The sequence below is a fragment of the Clostridium sp. CTA-6 genome, from assembly GCF_054768115.1.
Genome location: NZ_BAAAAU010000010.1, coordinates 135,335 through 155,505 on the forward strand (window position 1 = coordinate 135,335; position 20,171 = coordinate 155,505).

General features: G+C 29.2%; 14 protein-coding genes and 1 pseudogene. 7 read left to right on the top strand and 8 right to left on the bottom strand.

All coding sequences use genetic code 11. The features are described from left to right. The first annotated feature begins 541 nt into the window (after positions 1-541). Positions 542-1,984 carry an N-acetylglucosamine-specific PTS transporter subunit IIBC gene (gene nagE / locus ACYUDJ_RS16240; protein WP_042384465.1) on the top strand — a complete coding sequence of 481 codons (1,443 nt, stop codon included), beginning with the start codon at positions 542-544 and terminating at the stop codon, positions 1,982-1,984. A 232-nt stretch (positions 1,985-2,216) separates the two neighbouring features. Here the strand turns inward: nagE and ACYUDJ_RS16245 are convergent. Continuing rightward, positions 2,217-2,419 (bottom strand): annotated as a pseudogene (locus ACYUDJ_RS16245) (helix-turn-helix transcriptional regulator). A 283-nt stretch (positions 2,420-2,702) separates the two neighbouring features. Between ACYUDJ_RS16245 and ACYUDJ_RS16250 the strand changes: the two are divergent. Further along, positions 2,703-4,073 (top strand): MATE family efflux transporter, encoded by a 1,371-nt coding sequence (locus ACYUDJ_RS16250; RefSeq protein WP_003484167.1) that lies wholly within the window; start codon positions 2,703-2,705, stop codon positions 4,071-4,073. Between the two features lie 133 nt (positions 4,074-4,206). Here ACYUDJ_RS16250 and ACYUDJ_RS16255 read toward each other — a convergent pair whose 3' ends face one another. From ACYUDJ_RS16255 to ACYUDJ_RS16265, 3 genes are all read right to left on the bottom strand, one after another. Then, complete coding sequence (locus tag ACYUDJ_RS16255; protein WP_003484166.1) at positions 4,207-5,127, bottom strand: SufB/SufD family protein; 921 nt, start codon at positions 5,125-5,127, stop codon at positions 4,207-4,209. 1 nt (position 5,128) lies between these two features. Further along, entirely contained in the window at positions 5,129-5,848 is a 720-nt protein-coding gene (locus ACYUDJ_RS16260) for an ABC transporter ATP-binding protein (RefSeq protein ID WP_042384463.1), read from the bottom strand. A gap of 89 nt (positions 5,849-5,937) precedes the next feature. After that, the gene (locus ACYUDJ_RS16265) at positions 5,938-6,549 is read right to left on the bottom strand and encodes a TetR/AcrR family transcriptional regulator (RefSeq protein WP_003484162.1); all 612 of its coding nucleotides are present in this window, start codon (positions 6,547-6,549) and stop codon (positions 5,938-5,940) included. Between the two features lie 542 nt (positions 6,550-7,091). On the opposite strand from ACYUDJ_RS16265, the gene ACYUDJ_RS16270 reads away from it, so the two are divergent. Next, entirely contained in the window at positions 7,092-7,574 is a 483-nt protein-coding gene (locus ACYUDJ_RS16270; RefSeq protein ID WP_003484160.1) for a Fur family transcriptional regulator, read from the top strand. Positions 7,575-7,901: 327 nt separating this feature from the next. Here the strand turns inward: ACYUDJ_RS16270 and ACYUDJ_RS16275 are convergent, their stop codons facing one another. The 3 genes from ACYUDJ_RS16275 to ACYUDJ_RS16285 form a co-directional block, all read right to left on the bottom strand. Continuing rightward, positions 7,902-9,296: an MATE family efflux transporter gene (locus ACYUDJ_RS16275; RefSeq protein WP_003484159.1), complete on the bottom strand. Its 1,395-nt coding sequence runs from the start codon at positions 9,294-9,296 to the stop codon at positions 7,902-7,904. 235 nt (positions 9,297-9,531) lie between these two features. Continuing rightward, positions 9,532-10,731, bottom strand: coding sequence for an FprA family A-type flavoprotein (locus ACYUDJ_RS16280; protein ID WP_003484157.1), 1,200 nt, complete (start codon positions 10,729-10,731; stop codon positions 9,532-9,534). 57 nt (positions 10,732-10,788) lie between these two features. Continuing rightward, positions 10,789-12,696 (bottom strand): acyl-CoA dehydrogenase family protein, encoded by a 1,908-nt coding sequence (locus tag ACYUDJ_RS16285; RefSeq protein WP_003484155.1) that lies wholly within the window; start codon positions 12,694-12,696, stop codon positions 10,789-10,791. 635 nt (positions 12,697-13,331) lie between these two features. On the opposite strand from ACYUDJ_RS16285, the gene ACYUDJ_RS16290 reads away from it, so the two are divergent. The 4 genes from ACYUDJ_RS16290 to ACYUDJ_RS16305 are packed head-to-tail and all read left to right on the top strand — an operon-like array spanning position 13,332 to position 17,533. Continuing rightward, positions 13,332-15,203 (top strand): beta-glucoside-specific PTS transporter subunit IIABC, encoded by a 1,872-nt coding sequence (locus ACYUDJ_RS16290; protein WP_042384457.1) that lies wholly within the window; start codon positions 13,332-13,334, stop codon positions 15,201-15,203. Positions 15,204-15,259: 56 nt separating this feature from the next. Next, a complete protein-coding gene (locus tag ACYUDJ_RS16295) occupies positions 15,260-16,672 on the top strand; it encodes a glycoside hydrolase family 1 protein (RefSeq protein ID WP_003484151.1) in 1,413 nt (470 codons plus the stop codon). 38 nt (positions 16,673-16,710) lie between these two features. Further along, positions 16,711-17,286 (top strand): PRD domain-containing protein, encoded by a 576-nt coding sequence (locus ACYUDJ_RS16300; RefSeq protein ID WP_460289665.1) that lies wholly within the window; start codon positions 16,711-16,713, stop codon positions 17,284-17,286. Further along, on the top strand, positions 17,282-17,533 hold the full coding sequence (locus ACYUDJ_RS16305) for a PRD domain-containing protein (protein ID WP_460289668.1): 252 nt from the start codon (positions 17,282-17,284) through the stop codon (positions 17,531-17,533). Before ACYUDJ_RS16300 ends, ACYUDJ_RS16305 begins: the two co-directional genes overlap by 5 nt. 693 nt (positions 17,534-18,226) lie before the next feature. Here the strand turns inward: ACYUDJ_RS16305 and ACYUDJ_RS16310 are convergent. Then, on the bottom strand, positions 18,227-20,170 hold the full coding sequence (locus tag ACYUDJ_RS16310) for a vWA domain-containing protein (protein WP_003484145.1): 1,944 nt from the start codon (positions 20,168-20,170) through the stop codon (positions 18,227-18,229). Between the last annotated feature and the right edge of the window lies 1 nt (position 20,171).

Consider the following 20,171-nt stretch of genomic DNA (forward strand, 5'->3'; position numbering starts at 1 on the left):
GATCTAACAGTTACACGTTTAATACTTATATCAGTATATAATCTAAATCCATTGATGTCAATATATTATAAAAAATTAATTAAGTATAATATATTGACATTTTTATTTTTATAGCTTATACTTAATTTATCGGCGTGCAACCAACGTTGGGCAAGAGCTGAAAAGGTTATCTATACCTTTTCGGCTTTTTTTATTACAATTTTTTAACTAAATTCATATTTATCCGATGACTACCCACTCTAATACTCCCATCTTCTTAAAAGTGGGAGTAAAGAGCGGCTATGTTTCTGGATAACGATTTCTAAGCTTTAATGGAGTAAAAACTCCCTCTGAAGCCAAGAACTCTGTTTATAAGTATATTTATTTTAAGAAATGCATCTGTAGGGTTAATTTCAAGAATTTTCTTTCATTTTTTATTCTTTTGCAATACTTTTACTTAATAATAAATAAATTCTTAAGTTAATTAAAGATGTATTCTACTAAAATATCTATACAAATTAAATGGAAATATATTATTAAACATGTATTAGGAGGTATAAACATGGCAAAAAACAGTAAAATTTTATCAAAGGTTCAAAAGTTAGGTAAATCTCTTATGACCCCTATAGCTGTATTGCCAGCAGCTGCCCTACTTCTTAGATTAGGACAGCCTGATATTTGGACTTGGGTTGGTTCTTTACCAAGCGGTATTCCTTGGATGTCTTCAGCTGGATCTGCTATTTTTGATAACTTATCCCTTATTTTTGCTATAGGTATAGCTGTAGGATTAGCAGAGGAGAATAATGGTGTTGCTGCAATTTCTGCTACTGTTGGCTACCTTGTGCTAACAAATGTTTCTTTAAAATTTGATGATACAATTAATATGGGAGTTTTATCTGGTATAATCGTAGGTATATTATCTGCATCCCTTTATAACAAATATAAGGATATCAAACTTCCTGATTATTTAGGTTTCTTTGGTGGTAAACGTTTTGTTCCAATTATAACTTCTCTATATTCTTTAATTTTAGGAATTATATTTGGATTTATATGGCCTCCAATTCAAAATGTTATAAATAACTTTGGTAACGCAGTTGCTGGAGCAGGAGCTATTGGGGCATTTTTCTTTGGATTATTTAATAGACTTTTGATTCCAACTGGATTACACCATATTATGAATACAATATTTTGGTTCCAATTTGGTACATTTAAAAATCCAGCAGGTAAAATTGCTAATGGTGACTTAAATAGATTTTTCGCTGGAGATCCTACTGCAGGTACTTATATGACTGGATTCTTTGTAATAATGATGTTTGCTCTTCCTGCAGCCTGTTTTGCTATGATAAAAGCTGCTAGAGAAGAAAATAAGAAAGCTGTTTCAGGTATGCTTTTAGGGTTAGCATTTACTGCATTTCTTACAGGGGTTACTGAACCAATAGAGTTTTCATTTATGTTTATTTCTCCTGTTCTTTATGCAATACATGCTTTGTTAACTGGTATAGCTCTAGCCCTTACATCAGCCTTAGGAATAAAATGTGGATTTGGATTTTCTGCAAGTCTTATAGATTATGGTCTTAATTTTGGTATATCAACTAAACCACTATTTATAATTCCCATAGGTTTAATATTTGCAGCAATATACTACTTTTTATTCTTGTTCTTTATAAAGAAATTCAATTTACCTACACCAGGAAGGGAATTAGATTCAGAAGTTAATACAAATATCAATGTTGATACGTCCAAAAAAAGTGGACATTCTAAATTAGAAGATAAAGCTAAAGGAATACTAAACGCTATCGGTAATTCTGAAAATATTGATTCTATAGATGCTTGTGTAACTAGAATAAGACTTGTTGTTTTTGATGGAAGCAAAATAAATGAAGCTAAACTTAAAGAATTAGGCGCTAATGGAATTATGAAGCTTGATGATAAAAATTTCCAAATAGTGGTTGGCACTATAGCTGATCCTTTAGTATCTCAAATGAAACTATTAATGAAAAAATAAATTACTTTATAACTTAAACTATATTCCTTATATAACTTAAAAGCCTACAAATATATAAATATTTATATTTGTAGGTTTTTATTTATTACTTAAAATACTATCATAAATTACTTTATCACTTAATTTTATATAATACTTTGGTTTTTTATTATTCCAATCTATATATATTTACCTAAGATATATTATTTCAAATGTTTTTTGTTTTACCCCTAAATATTATAATAAATACATATCAATCTATAAATTCAAACAAATCTTCAACCTACATATTAAAATTTTAGCAATATCCACAGTAAGTTTTAGTGAAGAATTGTATTTTCCATTTTCAAGATGCATAATAGTTTCCCGTCTAACTCTTACTAAATCAGCTAATTCCCTTTGCTTCATGTTTGTCTTTTCTCTGAACTCTTTTAAATTGGTTTTTAAAAGAGCCATTTTACAAAAATGTATCTTCTCCAACTTCTCCTATTCAATTCAAAATTAGCTTTTTTATAATAGAGCAATATAAATTAAAATAATCCTTTTTTCGTTATTTTAAATCCTCATATGAGTAGATAATATATACTAATTTTTTATACAATCGATACAGACAATCATTATTAAAAACCTTAGAGGATATATTCATTGATATTAAGGGAGGTAGATAAAAATATAATCAATCACAAAATTACTAATACTCACTATCATAAAAAATAATTTTAAAAAAGGAAGGATATATATGAATAAAAATCGCGAAGAATTAATTAATGGTAATATGCTTACATTGCTTTTAAAACTTTCTATTCCAGGCATTATAGGAATGCTAGTCATAGGATTATATAATTTATGTGATGCTATTTTTGTCGGAAAACTAGTAGGAGAAACTGCCTTGGCTGCTGTAAGCATATCCTCTCCATTTACTTTTATAAACAATTGTATTGCTGTACTCGTAGGTGTTGGTTCATCTTCAATTTTATCTCGAGCTATTGGATCAAAAGATGATAAAGTTATTAATGAAATTTTAGGAAATTTAATACTGTCTGTATTAGTATTATCATTGGCTGTAACTATATTAGGATGCTTATTTTCAGAAAATTTACTTAGATTTTCAGGAGCTACAGGAGAAATATTAAAATCAGGCATAAACTATTTAAGAATAGTTTATATTGGATCATTCTTTGTTAATTTTTCACAAAGCGCTAATATGCTCATAAGAGGAGAGGGAAAGATGAAAGAAGCTATGAGTATTATGGCATTAGGTGCAATATTAAATATCATTTTAGATCCAATATTTATAAAGACTTTAAATTTTGGCGTTGAAGGTGCAGCTATAGCTACAATAATTGCACAAATAATCCAGGCTCTAGTTACATTTATATACTTTAAACGTAACAAATCAATCCTATCAGTAAATAAATTAAAGTTTGCTTTCGATTTAATGCCAGAGATATTATCCATAGGAGGTTCAGCTGCAATGATGCAACTTATGTATCTAGTACAACAAACTGCTTTGTATAAGCTCACCTCAATATATGGTGGGGATGAACAATTGGTATTAATGGGTGTAGCTCTTAGAATTTTAATGTTTACATTTATACCTATCTGGGGAATCGGACAAGGACTTCAACCTATAGTAGGAATGAATTTTGGAGCTAAAAAATATGATCGTGTTAAAGATGCTGTTAAAATCTTTAGTATAGCTTCTACTATCTTCATTGGAATATTATGGGTCTTTTATATGCTTAAACCTAGAGTTGTTCTAAGTTGGTTTATTAATGATAAGACTATAATCGAAAATGGATACGAATTTTTTAGACTTATGTTTTTAACTTTCCCAGTATCAGGACTTATAGTTATGTCTATGACATTTTTCCAATCAATAGGTAAAGGCGGAAAATCTGCACTAATAACTATTTTAAAACAAGTAATACTCTTTATGCCTATAGCTATAATTCTTACTAAAATTATAGGAATAAAAGGAACATGGTTATCTTCTTCAGTTACTGATTCAATAGTATTTGTACTTTCTCTTGTTCTTTTAGCCATGGAATTTAAAAAATTAAATAATATAAATTCTTCAGAAAATCAAAATATAACTTACATTAAATAAAATGGATGAAGAATATATATTTAGATAAAAGGTGACATTTATGTTATGTTACCTTTTATTCATTTTTAATCAATATCTTTTTCATGCATTAATATTCTGTAAAAAACATAATCTCACTCACTATATCCTATAATTACTTTAAAAATCCATTAATGATCTGTTCTTCTGCTTCTATTTCCGTAAGTCCTAAGGTCATTAGCTTAATAAGCTGTTCACCGCAAATCTTGCCAATAGCTGCTTCATGAATTAAACTTGCATCAATACAATTGGCTGCAATTTCAGGAATTGCTCTTACACTTGCATTATCCATGATAATTGCATCACATTCTGTATGTCCTGCGCATTTATTATTTCCATTAATTTTGGATAAAAATAATTGATGTGAATTATCTTTTGCTACAGATCTTGATATTACATTCGTACTAGAGTTCACACCATCTAAATCCACTTCAAATTCTGTCTCAGCAGTTTGCTTTCCATGAGTCATTATTTTCTCTTGAATAACCAATGTAGAACTATCTTTCAAAGTAGCCTTTGTTACACGCTTTGTAGAATTGACACCCTCAATCTGTACAGTATCCATTTCCATATAACCACCATTATCAATTTTTATAATTGTTGTAGGATTCATAATACGTTCTCCATTACCATCGCCAGTTCCATAGTGCTTTTCTACATATTTTACTTTCGCATTTTTACCAATAAAAAAACTATGTATGCCATTATGTTCAGATTCTTTACTACCATCATTGTGAATTCCACAACCGGCAATAATAGTTACATCGGAATTTTCTCCAACATAAAAATCATTATATATCATTTCTTTAAAACCACTCTCACTTAATAAAACAGGTATATGCACACTCTCATTCTTTGTATTAGGTTTAATAATGATATCAATTCCCGGTTTATCTGTTTTGATAACAATATCTATATTCTCAGTTGTATTTCTTCCAACTGCTTTTCCATTTGTTCTAATATTATAAGCCCCTATGGGAATCTCGTGAAATCCTATTACTTCTTTTAATAAATTTCTATGTATTGCATTCATCATCTCATTCTCCTTTGTAAAATTTACAACTTTTAGAACTATTTAATAGTCCCTGAAGTATTTCATCTTTCTTGCCAACTTGTTTTACTTCACCACCATCAATTACAACAATCTGATCTGCAATATTGAAAATTCTTTCTTGATGGGAAATAATAATAATTGAGCCGTGAATTTTATGATACATTTTTTCAAATACCTGAATCAGATTATTAAAACTCCATAAGTCAATTCCAGCCTCTGGTTCATCGAATACAGAAAGCTTTGTACCTCTTGCAATGATCATAGCTATTTCGATTCTTTTTAATTCTCCACCAGAAAGACTAGCATTTACCTCACGATAAATGTAATCTCTTGCACAAAGCCCTACTTCTGATAAATACTTGCAGGCATTTGCTGTACTCAGATTTTCTCCTGATGCCAATGTAATTAAATCCTTAACGGTAATTCCCTTAAAGCGAATGGGCTGTTGAAATGCAAAGCTGATACCCATGTTTGCTCTGTCTGTGATACTCAAATCTGTAATATCCTGTCCATCAAACAGAATCTGTCCACTAGTTGGCTTTTCAATTCCAGCAATTAATTTTGCAAGAGTAGATTTACCACTTCCATTTGGTCCTGTAATAACAACAAACTGCTCTCCAATCTTCAAATTAATATTTTTTAATATATCTTTTTGCAAATTATCTTCTTTCACCCCAAAAGAAACATTCTTCAATTCTAACATATATATCCTCCATTCTTTATCCAACATAACATTATACATACTCCATAATAAAAACCATACTATCTAGTTTTATCTCTATAATACTCCCTTTACAAATCACAATTATCAAGCAAAAATTTTCCATGTGCTAAATCTCTACTATCAGATACAAGTTGTGCAATTTCTCTGGCCGAACATTTGGGTGCACACTCAAACCACCATTTAATAATTACTAAAAAAGAACACGAAAATATTCTGATAAATAGTTCATCTTTTTTATCTAATTGCTCTGTATCTGTATTTAATTTAATCCAAATTCCAATCTTTTCTTCTAAAATTTCCTGCATTTTCGATAAAACGCAATCTTCCATATTTTCATCCCACAACGACATAATCATTTCTTCTTTTATTTGAAAATATAACATTAATTTTTCCAATTCATCTATATTCAAGGTAATACTGTTATGTGTAGATTTGATATAATCTAGACTGAATTCCTTTTCGTAATCTTTTAAAAAATCATTAATTATTCTTTCTTTTAAATCATATTTATCTAGATAATATTTATAAAAAGTTGATCGATTTATTCGTGCCCTCTCAGTTAAATCTTTTATGGTAATTTTAGTAAAACTTTTCTCTTTTATTAATTGTAAAAAACTATTTTTTATATTATCTAATGTTTTTACAACTCTTAAATCTTGTGCTTCAAACAATATAATCACTCCTAATATGAATCAATTTTCTGATAAATTATATGAACATTAACGTACTTCTCTTATTAAAATATAATGGATTTATCATAAAATCATTATCTACAAAATTGATGAAGATATCAATATTGAAATCTAATAAAATTAATTTTTCTTTTTAAATTTATAATAATTTGATAATAATGCTTGAAATAATTCGATTTAACATTAACATTAGATATTAATTTCTTATTTTAATTTAAATAAATACTATAATTTTTTATTAACAATAACATAAATTCACTAATATTTCTCTCTAATAACCTTATATACTTACCTAATAAGTAATTGATATTAATTATCATCTACATGTATATTCTATTTTAACTTTTAACCTTTTTCAATCATCAATATATAATTATAATGTTGCATAAACAACTTTATGATATAAATTGATGCTTATCCAATTTTCAAAAATTATTTAATGATTTTATTTAAATAAATACAATAATATAATGTCTTTATATCCAAATTTTATGCTTATTACTTAACACCAAAGTTTAAGGAGAATCTATATGTCAAAGGAATTAGAATTTTATAAACATATTTTTCACTCTAATAATATCAAACTTACAACTAAACGAATCATGATTTTAAAAATTTTCTTTGATCATAAAAATGATCATTTAACAGCAAATGAAATTTACTATTTAGTAAAAAAAATTTGTCCGTCAATTGGCTTAGCTACTGTTTATAGAACCATTCAAACATTATTAAAACTAGATTTGTTAGAACATTTATTATTAGAAGGTAGAGTTAATTGTTATAAACTATTTTTTAATGAAGATACAAATTTTGAAGTTCATAATAAACATCATCCTCATCTTATTTGCCTTGGTTGTAAAAAAATTATAGATTGTCGATATGACTTTAGTCAATATAACTTTATTAATACTGTTAAAAATCAAATAAATAAAGACTTTTTGTTCAAAATTACTGATTTGGAAATGAATTTCTATGGATATTGTGAGAAATGTTCTGGTAAAAAAAGCAAATAATAGATTTCGTGCATATAAATATTATTTTTATTAATGCTATTTATATTAAAAGAATTTACTTAACCCATTTAAATATGTATATAATAGTGTTTTAAATTTTTATATAATTTTAAAAATTGTATAATATAAAACTCTAGGGAAATAAAGATATCGCTTACATTAGGTTCATTAAATAAAAAAATAAGCGAAAATAAAAGGTGACACATATACTATGCCACCTTTTATTTTTGCTTATTTTTATTTGTATTAATAAATAAGACTTTTGAGAAACTCTAACTAACATATATTTGTAAACATTTTTCCATATATATACTTTCAATCTGGTCTTTATAAGGATGAAACTTTCTTTACTGAGTCTAAATTAGTCTCTTCAACCATTTCCTTTTTTAGGCTCTTATTTAACCAAATTGCCATTATAAAAGTTTCTATAAACGCCAAGCCATCCGCTGCAGTTTGACAGAATATTACTCCTTCTAATCCTATAAATTTTGGTAATATAAATATTAAAGGTATATAAAATATACCCTGTCTAGAAATAGATAATATAAAGGCTCCTAAAGCCTTACCTAAGGCTTGATATAATACTGCATAAGTATTTATATATCCAAAAAGTGGGAACAACAAACTTGCTGCTCTAAAGGCTTTTATTCCTATATTTATAACTTCTCTATCCCTTGTAAATATGAGCATACACCCTTCTGCAAAAACTATAAATAAAATAGATATAACAATTCCAGATATAATACTCCATTTAATAGATAATTTTACAGCTTCTTTTAATCTAGCAAAATTTTTAGCCCCATAATTATATCCTGCAACAGGTTGGAATCCTTGGCCAATTCCAAACACTATATAAAATCCTATAGACATAACTCTAAATACTATTCCCATAGCAGCTACAGCTGCATCTCCATAAGGTTTTGCTCCTAAATTCATGAAACCTAAAGCAAAACTGGCCAATACTTGAGTTACAAAAATAGGAATACCTATCTTAAGTATTTCAAAAAACATATTAAAAGTTGGTTTAAAAAACTTGATTCCTAATTTTATATAGCTTTTCTTAGAATAATAATATCTTAAAAGAAAAACAAAAGATACTATCTGTGATATAACTGTAGCAACTGCAGCACCTTTTATACCCATACCAAATTTAAACATGAATATAGGATCTAATATTATATTTATAACTCCTCCTATACAGGTAGCAATCATACTATATTTTGAATTTCCCTCTGCTCTAATAGTATTACTCATTATTCCTGTCCCAATAGTAAAAACCGCTCCTAATACTATTGTATATCCATATTCTCTGGCATATGGCATTATTGTTTCTGTTGCTCCATACATTAATAAAAATTTATCTAAAAATATTATAGAAATCACAGTAAAAATTAAGCTGAATATACATCCAATTATTATAGTAGATGTTAGCGTCTTATCAGCTTCCTCTTTTTTCTTTTCTCCCAACAATCTTGATAGATAGGAAGCACCTCCTGCACCAAACATAACCCCTATAGCTCCAATAAACATAAATAGTGGATATACTATAGATACGGCAGCAATAGCACTAGTGTTATTTAACATTCCCACGAACATAGTATCCACTATGTTGTAAATAGCATTAATTAACATAGCTATTATTGCAGGTACTGATAATTTTAAGAGCACCTTTGATATACTCTCTTTCTCCATCATTTCTGCTGTAGATATTTTGTTTTTCATATTCTTTCTTGCCTAATAAAAGCCTAGAAAAGCTTAGACATGCCTCCCTTCATAGTTTAAATTTTAATTTTTAAAATTTTATTATAGCGCTAGGCTTTGGATTAAATTTTACAGGTTCTAAAATTTAGAACCACTTGATAATATAACACTTTCTTTTGTTTTTGACAAATATTCAAAAAGGACCAACTCACCAGAATTGTCCATGAATTGGTCCTAAATTTATATTTTTATAAAATTATTTCATTGACTGAATAATACTATCAGCAACGTCATCAATTGAATCTTCATCCTGTTCTTTCACACTGGAATTGACTGATATATCATTATCTAAAATAGTCATTTCTTTCATATCACTTAAATGTTTACGCATTAGTTTTCCTGATTGAGGAGCCCAAGAACCATTTTCTATAAGAGCAAAAGTACGTTTTTGAAGATTTAATGCCTTTATATCCATTATATATCCTAACATTGGTGGATAAATCTTTAAGTTATAAGTTACACAAGCAAGAACTACATGACTATATTTGAATGTCTCAGAAATCAAATATGAAACATGAGTTTTTGAAACATCATACATAACCACATTAATTATTCCTCTTTTAACTAACTTTGTTGCTAAATTATTGGCAGCAGCTTCGGTATTGCCATACATTGTTCCATAAACAATCATTACACCCTTTTCCTCAGGCTCATATCGACTCCATTTATCGTACTTATCTAAGAAATATCCTAAATCACTACGCCATACTGGTCCATGTAACGGACAGATAATCTTAATATCAAGTTTTTTAGCTTTCTTCAAAAGAGCTTGAACTTGAACACCGTACTTACCTACAATGTTTGTATAATATCTTCTAGCTTCATCAATCCAATCTCTATCAAAGTCCACCTCGTCATTAAACATTTTACCATCTAATGCACCAAAAGTACCAAAGGCGTCAGCAGAGAATAATACACCATTAGTGGTATCATATGTTACCATAACTTCTGGCCAATGTACCATTGGAGCAAACATAAATGCAACATTATGTTTACCAAAGGACATATTATCTCCTTCTTTAACCTTTACTACTCTGTCTTGAACGTTAAAATCAAATTGATGCATAAACATGGAAGCTTTTTCAGTACACACAATCTTTACATCTGGATAACGAAGAATAATTTCTTCAATGCAAGCTGCATGATCTGGTTCCATATGATTTATTACCATGTAATCTAAAGTTCTATCTTTTAAAACCCCTTTAATGTTCTCAATGAATTGACGGCAAATTGACCAGTCAACTGTATCAAATAGTACTGTCTTCTCATCTAAAAGTAGATAAGAGTTATAGGAAACACCTCTCTCAATGGGATGAATATTTTCAAATAGAGCAAGTCTATGATCATTACCACCAATCCAATAAAGATCTTCAGTTATATTTCTAACACAATACATAGATTAAATCCTCCTTTACGCTAAAAGCACATTATTATGTCTATTTATTTATAAAAATCAAGCTTCTATAAACATATCTTTTCCTTCGCCACAAGCAGGACAAGTCCAATCCTTAGGCATATTCTCAAAGATTGTACCTGGAGTTATGTCACCTTCAAGATCTCCTACGCTAGGATCATATTCATAACCGCATCCATTACATACGTAATATTTCCAAGTTGGACGAACTTTTTCTGGAACAGCCCTTTTCATTTTTTTCATTGGGGGTGCTGCCTTCTTAGGTTCTCCGTTGTCTAAAGCATCAGTAAGCAATGGTAATATTTCCATCAAATCTCCAACAATTCCATAGTCTGAGTTCTTAAAGATTTTAGCATTAGGATTATTATTTATAGCAACAATTGTAGAAGCTTCCTTTATACCTTTCAAATGTTGAATTGCACCTGAAATACCACAAGCAATGTATAAATTTCCTGTGAATTTTTGCCCAGACATACCAATGTATCTATTCAATGGTACATATTTAAGTGTTTCTGCTACTGGACGAGAAGAGCCTATAGCTGCGCCAGCTTGAACTGCTAAATCTTCTATAAGTTTCATATTTTCCTTTTTTCCTATACCTAATCCTACACTGACTACTCTTTCAGCTTTATTTATAGGAGCATCTATAGGAATTCCAACTGTAAAATCATAACCATCTGCTTTAAGAGCTTCCACAAGTGCATCCACTCTTTCTTTAGGAGTTCCTTTCTTAAAAATCGTCTTTTTACGATAACCTGTAGCAGATTTATTTTTATAAGTTTGACCTGTATTCTTAGTTTTTGGCATTTTACCTATAATATTGGCAGCTATAACAACACGTTGAATTTCATTAGTTCCTTCATATATTGTACAAATCTTAGCATCTCTATAGGCGCGCTCAACTTCCATACCTTTCATATAGCCACTTCCACCAAATATTTGAAGAGCATCGTTGACAATCTCTAAGCAAACATCAGAAGCATATTGTTTTGCCATAGCAGCTTCCATACTATAACGCTCATGATTTTCTTTCATATCTGCTGCACTATAAACAAGTAATCTAGCTGCTCTAAGTTTTGTAGCCATATCTGCTAACTTAAAAGCAATAATCTGTTGGTGACAAATAGGTTTGCCAAACTGAATTCTTTCTTTTGAATACTCAAGTGCATTTTCATATGCTCCTTGAGCAATTCCTATGGCTTGAGCTGCAATACCAATACGACCACCATCTAAGGTAGACATAGCAATCTTAAAACCCTCACCCTCTTTACCTAATAGATTTTCCTTAGGAACTTTAACATCGTTTAAAATTAACTCTGCAGTAGCAGAAGAACGAATACCCATCTTATCATAATGTTTTCCAAAACTAAATCCTTGAAAACTTTTCTCAACAATGAAGGCACTAATGCCGCGAGTACCTATATTAGGTGTAGTAACTGCAAAAATAACATAAATATCTGCCTCACCTGCATTGGTGATAAAAATCTTTTCTCCATTTAAAACATAATTATCCCCTTCTAAAACAGCCGTAGTCTCTGTACCTCCAGCGTCACTACCTGCATTTTCCTCCGTAAGACCAAAGGCTCCAATCTTCTCTCCTTTTGCCAATGGAACTAGATATTTTTGCTTTTGCTCCTCTGTTCCGTAAGCAAAAATTGGATATGAACCTAGAGATGTATGAGCGGAGAGAACTACACCTGTACCACCATCTACTCTTGATAATTCCTCAACAGCTATTGCATAGCTTATTACATCTAAACCTGCTCCACCGTATTCTTTTGGATATGGTATCCCCATCATATCCATATCAGCTAACTTATGAATTGATTCTAAAGGGAATTTATTTTCTTGATCCAGCATAAATGCAATAGGCTTAACTTCTTCTTCAGCAAACTCTCTAATTTTTATCCTCAACTTCTCATGTTGCTCCATAGTTTTAAATAACATAAATATGCCTCCCTTTTAATTAAAATAGTCCATAAATATGTTTCTGCAACGAGTTTTTATAACTAGAGCTTCTTAACCTTAAGCATATTCTACAAATCTCTTTTACTATATGAAAATCATATAATAAATATGTTTTTCTGAATCAATTATTTTGATATTATATTACTATATAGTTTATTTAAATCATTTTCATTGCCATGCTAGTTCTCATTTATAGAAATACAGAAAATTTCTCTGACCTTTAATTCTTTTAATCATCAACTGCTATCTATGTCTTTTTTGGGGCTTATACCTATTATCAATAGTACTGCCTTTTCAATGCTTATATACACATTTTGATACTAATCAATTTCACTTTTCTTAAAATATTCCTATATATGCTTTATTTACTTGAATTCAAAATTCTACAATTTAACTCATAATAATTAAATTTATTACAAGATATATATTGCATGCATAATAAATCTATGTTATTATATATGCAAGTAAACAATTTCATATGTTTTAACACATTTTTGTTAAGGCATGTTACTGGTAATGCAGGCAAGACCAAAATAAAAATGGATTTCTTTTATGAGAAATACATTTTATTTTGGTCTTTTTTTATTTTTAATTTTAATATAGGAGGAAAAATTATGGATTATAAAAAAGTTGGCCTTCAAGTATTAGAACTTGTAGGTGGGGCCAAAAATGTAAACAAACTTACTCATTGTGCAACACGACTTAGATTTGAACTAAATGATAAATCAAAGGTTCAAATGAAAAACCTTGAAAATTTACCCGGAGTTATAAGTGTGGTTGATAAAGGTGGTCAATTCCAAGTCATTATTGGAAATGATGTTCAAACATCTTACAGAGCCATAATTAATGAGACATCAGATCTTATTAACTCTCCAAATAAGCAACACAATAAAAATGTAGAAAAAGAAAATATAGTTTCACGTTTTATAAGCGTTATATCAACAACATTTACACCTATGATACCAGCAATTACAGGTGCTGGTATGATTAAAGCTGTATTATCTATTTTAAGCTTAACAGGCCTTTTATCTGCTGATAGTCAAACTTATTATCTATTAGACACTATTGCAGATGCAGCATTTTTCTTTATGCCAATACTATTAGCATATGGTGCAGCAATTAAATTTGAATGTAATCCCATATTAGCAATAACTATCGCTGGAGCATTATTACATCCTAATTTAACATCTCTTATGACATCTGGAAAAGCAGTACATTTTATAGGTATACCTGTAAGATTAACCAATTATGCAGGTTCTGTATTACCAATAATTATTACTGTCTGGGCAATGTCTTATATAGAAAGATTTGCAGAAAAAATATCACCATCAATTATTAAATTCTTTACTAAACCATTGATAATTTTATTACTTACAGCTCCACTTGCTTTAATTGTTATAGGTCCTTTTGGTACATATTTAAACGATTTAGTTGCTGCTGGCGCAGCATTTATTAACGGAAAAGCTAGCTGGTTGATACCTTTGCTTATGGGAGCATTTCAACCTTTCCTTGTTGTAACTGGTACAGCATGGGCTATGACTCCTATTGCTACAATGCAATTAACTAACAATGGTTCAGAAATGATAAATGGACCTGGTATGTTAGCTTCAAATATAGCTCAAGGTGCAGCTACTTTATGTGTCGCCGTAAAGAGTAAAAACAAAAATTTAAAACAACTTGCAGGCTCAGCTGGTACAACAGCATTATTAGGTATAACAGAACCATCACTTTATGGAGTTACTTTAAAACTAAAAAAACCATTAATAGCAGCTATGATTGGTGGTGGATGTGGAGGAATATATGCAGGACTTTCTGGTCTTGTCCGTTATGCATTTGTTTCACCAGGATTAGCAGCTCTTCCAGCCTTTATTGGTAAAAATCCAATGAATATAATACATGCTTTAATTACTTGTTTAATTGCTTTTGTAGTTACATTTATATTAACTTGGATTTTAGGTTTTGAAGATTCAATAGATGAGGAATCTATAAAAACTTCTGTCACTAATAAAAATGAAACTACTATATCTGATACTAATATAATTGAAATTGCTAGTCCCCTTTCTGGAAAATTAATTCCATTAACTCAAGTTAATGATGATGTATTTTCAGGTGAACTTTTAGGAAAAGGTATGGCTATACTACCTAATAATGGCAATGTAGTATCTCCAATTGAAGGAATAGTCTCAACTGTACTAGAATCAAAACATGCTGTTGCACTACAAGGAGATAATGGGGTTGAAATTTTAATTCATATAGGACTTGATACAGTAAATCTTGAAGGAAAGCATTTTAAGTCTTTTGTAAAAAGCGGAGATAGAGTTAAAATTGGAGATAAATTAATAGAATTCGATATAAATGAAATTAAAAAATTAGGTTATGATACTGTTACTCCAGTAATCATTTGTAATTCAGATAAATACGAAGCAATAGTAGGTGAAAAAGAAAATGAAGTTACATTTGGTAATAACATTATAAAAATTAAATAATAAATATTATAAAAATTCTATTTCTAGGCTTAACTTATTGAAAGGAGAAATTATAAATGCTATATAAAAATATTAAAGGATTTCCAAAAAACTTTTTGTGGGGGGGTTCTACCTCTGCTTATCAAGTAGAAGGAGCTTGGAATGAGGATGGTAAAGGATTATCAATAATAGATATGTGTGAACATCCTGAAGGTACAGCAGATTTTAAAATTGCTAGTGATCACTACCATAGATTTAAAGAAGATATAAAACTTTTTGCAGAACTTGGATTAAAAGCATACCGCTTTTCTATAGCATGGACTAGAATTATTCCTAATGGAATTGGTGAAATTAATCAAGATGGAATTAAATTCTATAGTGATCTAATAGATGAACTACTAAAATATAATATAGAACCAGTAGTTACAATGTTTCATTTTGATTTACCATATTCATTAGAAGAAAAGGGAGGCTGGAATAACCGTGATACAATTAATGCCTTTGTTGAATACTCAAAAGTATTATTCAAATCTTTTGGATCAAAGATAAAATACTGGCTAACAATAAATGAACAAAATACTATGATACTTCATCCCGGTGCTATAGGAATGCCTAAAGGAAAATCTTTACCTTCTAAAAAAGAATTATATCAACAAAATCATCATATGCTTTTAGCTCAAGCAAAAGTAATGAATTTGTGTCATGAAATGTATCCAAATGCTAATATAGGTCCAGCTATTAATACAACCGCAATGTATGCTGAAACCTGTAATCCTTCCGATGCTATTGCAGCTCATAATTGGGAAACTATTCGTTGCTGGAGTTTTCTTGATATAGCCGTATGGGGAAGATATAATAAACTAGCTTGGAGTTATTTAGTAGATAGAAATTTACAACCTACTATATTAGATGAGGATATGAAAATCCTAAGCAGTGCTAAACCTGATTTTATAGCTATTAACTACTACTCAACAGCTACAATTTCAGAAAGCAAAGGTGATTCTTCTGATATATCTGCTAGAGCTGGTGATCAACAAATAATGTTAGGTGAGCAAGGTGTATATCGCCCTGCAGAAAATCCTTATGTTTCTAAAACAAAATATGGATGGGTTATTGATCCTATAGGTCTTAGATTGACATTAAGAAAAGTATGTGAAAGATACAATTTACCCATTCTAATTACTGAAAATGGAATTGGTGCACCTGATGTTATAGAAGAAAATAAAATTATAAATGATGATTATAGAATTGATTATATTAAAAAGCATTTAGAACAACTTAAGTTAGCAATTAATGATGGTGTAGATGTTATTGGCTACTGTCCATGGTCTGTAATTGATGTTGTGAGTACACATCAAGGATATAGCAAGCGTTATGGTTTTATATATGTTAATAGAGATGAATCTAATTTAAAAGACTTGAAAAGAATAAAAAAGAAAAGTTTTAATTGGTATAAGAATGTTATAAATACTAATGGAAGTAATTTATAAAACTTCTATATAAATAAAAATTATTTAGGGTGAATAAGATGAAAATAGTTAAAGTGATGAATAATAGTCTTATTTTAGCAAGAGATGAAAATGATAAAGAAATTCTTGTAATGGGGAAAGGTCTTGGTTTCAGACGCAAATCAGGAGAAGAAATAGATGTAGATAAAATAGAAAAAATATTTGTATTAAAAAATGAGACTAACACAAAAGAATATGTAAAACTTATTGAAGAAACTCCTAATGAATATATTGAAATTACTAATGATATTATACAATACGCCAGTAAAAAATTAGGTGGAAAATTAAATGACCAAATTTTCATTACACTAATAGATCACATCTCTTATGCACTTACAAGATATAAAAAAAATATAACATTACAAAATCGTTTGCTATGGGAGTTAAAAAAATTTTATCCAGAGGAATTTAAAATAGGAAAATATGCAGTTGAATATATTAATGATAACCTTAATGTAAATTTACCAGAAGAAGAAGCAGGCAATATTGCATTCCATTTTGTTAATGCACAAACAGATGAAGCCGTAATGCAAAATACAATGCTCACAATAAAAATGTTAAAAGATATTTTTAATATAATTCAATATAACAATTGATAAAGATTCACTTAACTATTCCAGATTCTTAACCCATTTACAGTTCTTTGTTCAGCGTTTACTGGATGACACCTTGATTGAATCTAAAGAGACATTTATTTTTGAACAAATTATAAAAGAATATCCTGAAGAAGTTAAGTGTGCTAAATTAATTGGAAAATACGTAAAAAAAATATTAAATAAAAAAATTTCTAATGATGAACTGCTATATCTAACTATACACTTAGTTCGTATAGTGGAAAAATAATTAATCATATTTAAATGTATATACATTTAAATATGATTAATTAAGTATTATAGCATTGTCAAAAATATTTAAAAGTATTATTCAAATAAACTTCTGAAATATAAGTTTAATTTAAATAAATAGAAAACAGTAAGTGGTTTAAATTAAACCTCTTGCCGCATTCTATTTAACTTATTTTTTTATCTAAAGAACTTTTTTGATTTTTGATTGTTTGTTTCATTTATTCTGGTAAGCAAACTTCTTTACTATTTTAAATTGCTGAGAATGCTTTGAAAAAAACTGTCTGGATCATCATAAATTCCAAAATCCTGATTAATTCCATCTTTTTGAATATAAGTATAGTTTATATTCCACTTAATAACCGGATTCTTAAAATCAGATACCGCCACTCCATATCCACAGAAACTTCCCTCACACGTGGAGGTACTACAATAATGATACCATAAGTATATAGCATTTTCTTAGTGGTAGACTAGTATTTTTTTGTAATAAGATAATTTATTAGTTTTTATTTCATGAACTCAAATGTCTATATATTTCCGGTATTTATACTGTATATCCTTGTAATATTTTATATTTTCATACATATCTATTCCTATTTCACTCGAGATGACCTCCTTTGTTGACGTTAGAGATATTATCTCATATAAATTGATGAATTAACATGAAGGTTTTGATTTTATGCTTATCCAACTAATTATTAAAAATAGACTGCATATTTTTTCCTACTGCTTTTAGCAATTCTTTTGGTAGTCTTTCTACTTGTTCACCAATCATTACTCCGTGTGGTTGTTTGTATCCTTCATTCCATACGAAGTTAAATATTTTTTCATTTGTTTCGCTATTCTTTCCTATTTGAAATGCATAGACTTCAACATTTTTAGATAATAATTCTTGTACGGCTTCTTTTGCTGATCCTGGAAAACTTGATGCACCGTCTGTAATTTCGAAGACTATCTTTATTTGTTTTCCTTTTTTGAGTTCACTTTCCTGTATAGATGTAATTCTATTGGATATTTCTCTAAGGCAACTTGCATCATCAGTTGCTCCATCTGTTGCATCTAGCTTTACAATTGAGCGAATTATGTCGCTTTTTTCTTTTTCCTTCACATTTTTATCGTTAAATTCTTTAACATTATAATACTTACTGCCAAAAAACCAGGTTTCACTTAAAACTTCTACTTTTTGATTCAATTGTTCTGCATTGCTTTTCAGATATCTATTAAAATCATCTATAGACAACAAAGTCACTGCCAAAGCTTTTCTTGACGCCTCAATTTTTGACGCATTCATTGATCCTGAATTATCTATAACAAAAGAAATCTCTATTCTTTCAGGCAATATATCTGCTTGAGTTTCTAGTAAGTATCTATTAAAAATCAGAAGGTTTTTATAATTCCCCTTTTTTTCAGCTTCTACAAAATCCGGATAAAAATTAATAAAGCTATCCACATCTAGTTTTCCCTTTACTTGACCATCTTTTTTTACACTCACTTCTTTTTTTGCGTCCCCTATCAACTTTTTCCAAAATTGACGCATTTGTTCTCTTTCCAATTTCATTTTATTTGAATAAAATTGAAACAATTGTTGATCTGATTGGCTAATCCCATAAGGCTCTAAATCTACTTTACCTTGCATGGTATTTTGTATGCACGTACTTATTTGATCTTGTTGATCTATCATTTCTTCTAAAATCTTTTCCACTTCTTCTTGAGTAGATTCCAGTGAATCTGGTATCTCATCTGCTTTTGACTGTTCAAAAGGATTTTCACTTCCTTTAACTTGCTCTTCTTTTTGTCCTTTTGATTTATATAACATCATTTCATCAATTTCTTGCTTCCACAATTGCTCAAAAGTTGGAAAGATGAAAGAACGAATGAATGGATCTCTCTCTATAATTCCTTGACTATTATTTATCTGTCTAACTAATTGATAATGAATAAAATCAAAAAAAGGCTGATTGAAAATTTTTCTATCAAAGGGACTTTCAACACACTCTTCAATTTTAGGCTCTATTTTATATAATTCAATAATAAAAAAGCTATTTGCAAAAGCTCTATGTCTAGGCATTTGAGAAATTGACTCAATGGTCTTACCTGTTTTTCTCATATATGAAACAATTTTTTTAAAATTTTCTTCATCCCTATATATAGGACACATTTGCAAAACTCTTAGAAATGATGTCTGTTTATCCACTAGATGTAACAAATCAAAAATTTCTTTTCTCACATAATTAGAAATAATTTTTGGTTGGTATGCAAGATCATCTTCTAGTCCTTCTTTTTTTACTCTAGTCATAATATAGCTTGTCATGTGATCAATTTCTTTCTGCCAATCTTTTTTTCTATTCAGATATTTTTTAGTTTGCTTTTTCCAATCAGGATATAATGCTAGCTCATAATAGATATGCCACATAATTTGATTATCATCTAATTTTCTATCCAAAAAACTTTCCAAGGGCAAATATAAAACTCCCTTGGAAGGGTCTAATAAAAATCTTTGTAGTTTTGAATCAGGAATATACATCAAACTAGAATCTCCTGTAAATGTGGCTAATGAGCGTTGTTCTTTTTGCAAAAACTCTTCGCAATGTTTTTTAGATTCTTCAATTAGTGTTTGTTCATCAAAGTCAAACATA